The 3,742-nt window shown below is 46.5% G+C and carries 4 protein-coding genes; 1 reads left to right on the plus strand and 3 read right to left on the minus strand.

Annotated features, from left to right (window positions below; translation table 11 throughout):
* On the plus strand, positions 1 to 579 hold a 579-nt coding region (locus C7B77_RS25935; protein WP_425430847.1), incomplete at its 5' end, for a methionyl-tRNA formyltransferase.
* A gap of 160 nt (positions 580 to 739) precedes the next feature.
* On the opposite strand, the gene phoU is transcribed toward C7B77_RS25935, so the two are convergent.
* The 3 genes from phoU to C7B77_RS25950 all read right to left on the minus strand — a co-directional run bounded on the left by phoU (position 740) and on the right by C7B77_RS25950 (position 3,625).
* Positions 740 to 1,429: a phosphate signaling complex protein PhoU gene (gene phoU, locus C7B77_RS25940; RefSeq protein WP_106311790.1), complete on the minus strand. Its 690-nt coding sequence runs from the start codon at positions 1,427 to 1,429 to the stop codon at positions 740 to 742.
* Between the two features lie 268 nt (positions 1,430 to 1,697).
* Positions 1,698 to 3,053: a sensor histidine kinase gene (locus C7B77_RS25945; protein WP_106311793.1), complete on the minus strand. Its 1,356-nt coding sequence runs from the start codon at positions 3,051 to 3,053 to the stop codon at positions 1,698 to 1,700.
* Positions 3,054 to 3,319: 266 nt separating this feature from the next.
* Positions 3,320 to 3,625, minus strand: coding sequence for a DUF3143 domain-containing protein (locus C7B77_RS25950; RefSeq protein ID WP_106311796.1), 306 nt, complete (start codon positions 3,623 to 3,625; stop codon positions 3,320 to 3,322).
* Positions 3,626 to 3,742: the final 117 nt, after the last annotated feature.

The following is a 3,742-nucleotide window of genomic DNA, read 5'->3' on the forward strand; positions in this document are numbered from 1 at the left end:
ATGCTGATGGATGCGGGGATGGATACGGGTGCGATGTTGCTGAAGTACGAAACTCCAGTCAGTCTGTGGGATAATGCCGACGGGTTGGGTGCTAAATTGGCGATCGAGGGTGCTAATTTACTGGTTGAGACAATTTATACCTTCGATCGGATTATACCGACTCCACAGGAGCACGCAGCGGCCACTGCGGCACCACCCATTCAGAAATCAGAATACACGATCGATTGGACTCGATCGCATCTAGAAATTCACAATCGAGTCCGGGGCTTTTATCCCAATTGTGTCGCTACTTTTCGCGAGCAGCCGCTGAAAATCTTGGCAACAGTCCCACTGGCGATCGATTTTCAGACAGATTTACCCCCAGAAATTCAGAAATTATTACCAGAAATCGAGACTCTCGATCTCCGTAACAGCTTACCAGGAACAGTTATTAAAATCGTCAAAGGGTTGGGGCCGATCGTCCAAACAGGTTCTGGATGTCTCCTCCTGCAAGAAGTTCAACCCGCAGGCAAACGCCCTCAATCTGGCACAGATTTAGTCAATGGAACTAGATTAGCTATGGGAGAGATATTGGGGTAAATGAGTGGATGGGTGGATGAGTGGCGGCTCGCGCTCGTCGGGTTTCCCGACGGTTTAGCGCACCAAGCAGCGAGACAAGACAGATGAGTAGATGCAAAAGATTACTCTCGTCTTCTGCTCGTTAACAAGGCATTACTCATTACTCATTACTCATGACCCATTACCCATTACCTTTATCCTTTACCAACTTCCGCGATCCGGTAACGATAAAAGTTACTCGATATGCAATATTCGTGGCATGATCGGCCATACGTTCTAGATGGCGAATCGTTAAGGCGAGTAGAATGGTTGGCTCTACAGAGCCTTGAAGATTGCGTTGACTGGCTAAAGTTTGGTAAATTTCATCGTAGGCTCGATCGACTACATCGTCGAGTTTGTGGACGGTAGGGCCAGCCGTACCATCGAGATTGCTCAGGGCAGCTAAACTAGCCTCTAGCATGGCTCTGGCATGATGCGACATCTGTTCGATCGCGGGCAGACAGGGGTGTGCTACTGGATAGGGAAACAATTTCAGGGAAATTTCGCTAATATCTTTGGCATAATCGCCAATCCGCTCCAAATCTCGTACCATTTGCATAAACGCACTCAGCCGCCGTAAATCTTGGGCAGCGGGCGAGACAATTGCCATCAGTTCGGCACATTCGATCTCAATTTGGTGATAAAATCTATCGATTTTGCGATCGATTTGAGGGATCTGTTCGGCGGCACCGATCTCGCGTTGAAATAGAGAGCTATGTGCCAGTCGAAAGGACTGTTCGACTAAAGCTCCCATCAGGAGCAGATCTTGTTCGAGCCGACGACTGCGATGCTTAAATTGTTTAGATTCATTCAATGAATAAGAAATAGTCACTTTTAAAATTTAGGAGATTATATTAAATTCGGATCGAGCGAATATAAATAATTGGGAACTAAACCTATTTTAACGATTGTAGTTCGTCTATGACTGTTGCAATTGTCACCATTATTAGAAATTCGATCGATTAATTAGGCATTAGGTGTTGCTGAATTTAAGAATGAGCCACAAGAATCGCGCATCATACCTCCGATCGGTGATGTCATAAATTAATATTAAACCTTGCCCTTTGCCACTAGTCACTCATAACTAGCAATTTGGGTGACTACTTATTTTGCCCTGTGACCTGGGGTAAGATAATGTGGAACCATGCTCCACCTGTAGTGGGATGATTGTTGGCAACGATCGTCCCTTGATGGGCGAGAATAATCTGACGGACGATCGCCAATCCCAAGCCACTGCCTGTAGTGCGCGAATCGCTCGGACTTTTGCCACTAGATTGACGTTGACGAGAGAGATCGCCTCGATATAAACGATCGAAAATATATGGGAGATCTTTGGTGCTCAACCCAGAACCATCATCATAGAGATCGATCTCTACTCGATTTATGCCGCTATCGTTGCTGTGCTCAACAAGTGGATCCGGTGGTGATAAATAAATATCGACCCAAATATGCCCGCGATCGGGACAATACTTGAGGCTATTATCAAATAAATTAATTGCTACTTGGGTAAATCGATCGAGATCGAGATCCAAAACTACTTGGGGTGGCCCTTGATAGATAAATTGCACGTTGCGTTGTGTCGCAATCGGCTCTAGTGTATTCCAAACATCGCGGAGCAAGCGCACTACATCTACTCGTACCAATCGCAAATATTCAGTAGCAGAAGTTTCTAACTGACTCAGTTCTAAGAAATGTTGAACTAGATCGATCGAGCGATTAGTTTCTTGTAATACCCGATCTGTCCAGCGTGTCAACTCGGGTGTTACTTTAGATTGTAATGTTTCGGCAAGTAAATGAATTACAGTCAGGGGCGTGCGAATCTCATGAGCCAGATCTCCCAACCAACGTTCTCGCGAGGCAACTGTCTCTACCCGCTCCTGCTGGCTTTCGAGAAAGACACCGATGACTCCATCAGCTAGTGGCAGACTACGCGCTTTGAGCCAAATCGTTGGCGGAGCCTCTCCTTTAGAGAAGCGAGAATTTGCCGCTTCATGATAACCAAAGTGAAACTGCCAGACTAATTCATTAGCAACCTGTGTCGATCTGGTTTTTTCGATGAAACGATCGAGTTCGTAAGAACGGACTAGTTCTAATAATAATCTTGCCCGTGCTGAATGCCACTTTTGAATCTGAAGTAAGTTTTGGGCTGTTTGATTGCACCACAGCACTTGATTCTCAGCATCTACTTGTAAATAACCGATGGGTGCTTCTTGCAGCACAGATTGCCAGCTAAATAACTGTTCCTGGAGTTGCTGTTGTTGCTGCTTGCTGATGCTAGCTCGGCGGCGCAATTGCGATAGCATCGGCAACGAAATATCTTCACGATAATCGGCAGGCTGCATTACCTCGAGCACTTCTGATAATTGCTGCCTGAGTTGAGATTCGCGCCAGAAATAGCAACCACTGGCACCAACCAACAACCCCACAATTGCGGCGATGAAGATGGTTAGAGACATGGGTAAATGATGGGTAAATAATTGCACCGATGTACCGAGTCGCTCTTTCGGTAGTGTCGTGTCGAGCTATAGTCTCATTGCTCGATCTAGCTACATTTTTTGAATCTTACTGCCGTTCGATTTGCATGGATACCCCTGCTAGCCTATTAAATCGGCAACAACCTTGGCACAACATAGTTCGGGGAACGATGGAACGAGAGTCGAGATAATACACTCACAATTTGTATTGTATATCGATCCGATCGCTTTGAAAGCAGCTTGGCAAATTAAGGGCCAGCGAATACGGCATTTTCGATATCCTGACGGCTGAGGGAATATTTAAAGGTGCGAAAAATACTCCGATCGCCGGATCCCTTAGCAATGTCTGCACTCGAACGATCGGTTGTCGGATGATAGCGAACTGTAAGTTCTTCGATATCCAAACACAATTCAGCGCGCCAATCGGGCTTGTTAATGTGCCAGCAGTGCAATTCACTCTCATCTTGCTGGCAACCCATAGAAGTCAACCACTGTTCGATTTCGGGCAGTGGATGATTGTAGAGCGGAGTATCATCAGTTGGGAGTAAGGTCATTTGGAGTTGGGAGTTGGGAGTTGGGAGTTGGGAGTGGGAAGTTGGGAGTTGCGGCTCGCGCTCGTCGGGTTTCCCGACGGTTTAGCGAGACAAGACAGGGAGTGGGGAGTTGGGATG

The organism is Chamaesiphon polymorphus CCALA 037, assembly GCF_003003845.1.
In the GTDB taxonomy this organism is placed as follows: Bacteria; Cyanobacteriota; Cyanobacteriia; order Cyanobacteriales; family Chamaesiphonaceae; genus Chamaesiphon; species Chamaesiphon polymorphus.

Excerpts from the sequence above, each read along its gene's own strand:
- C7B77_RS25950 (WP_106311796.1), bottom strand. The coding sequence starts at position 3,625 with ATGACCTTACTCCCAACTGATGATACTCCGCTCTACAATCATCCACTG.
- C7B77_RS25945 (WP_106311793.1), bottom strand. The coding sequence starts at position 3,053 with ATGTCTCTAACCATCTTCATCGCCGCAATTGTGGGGTTGTTGGTTGGT.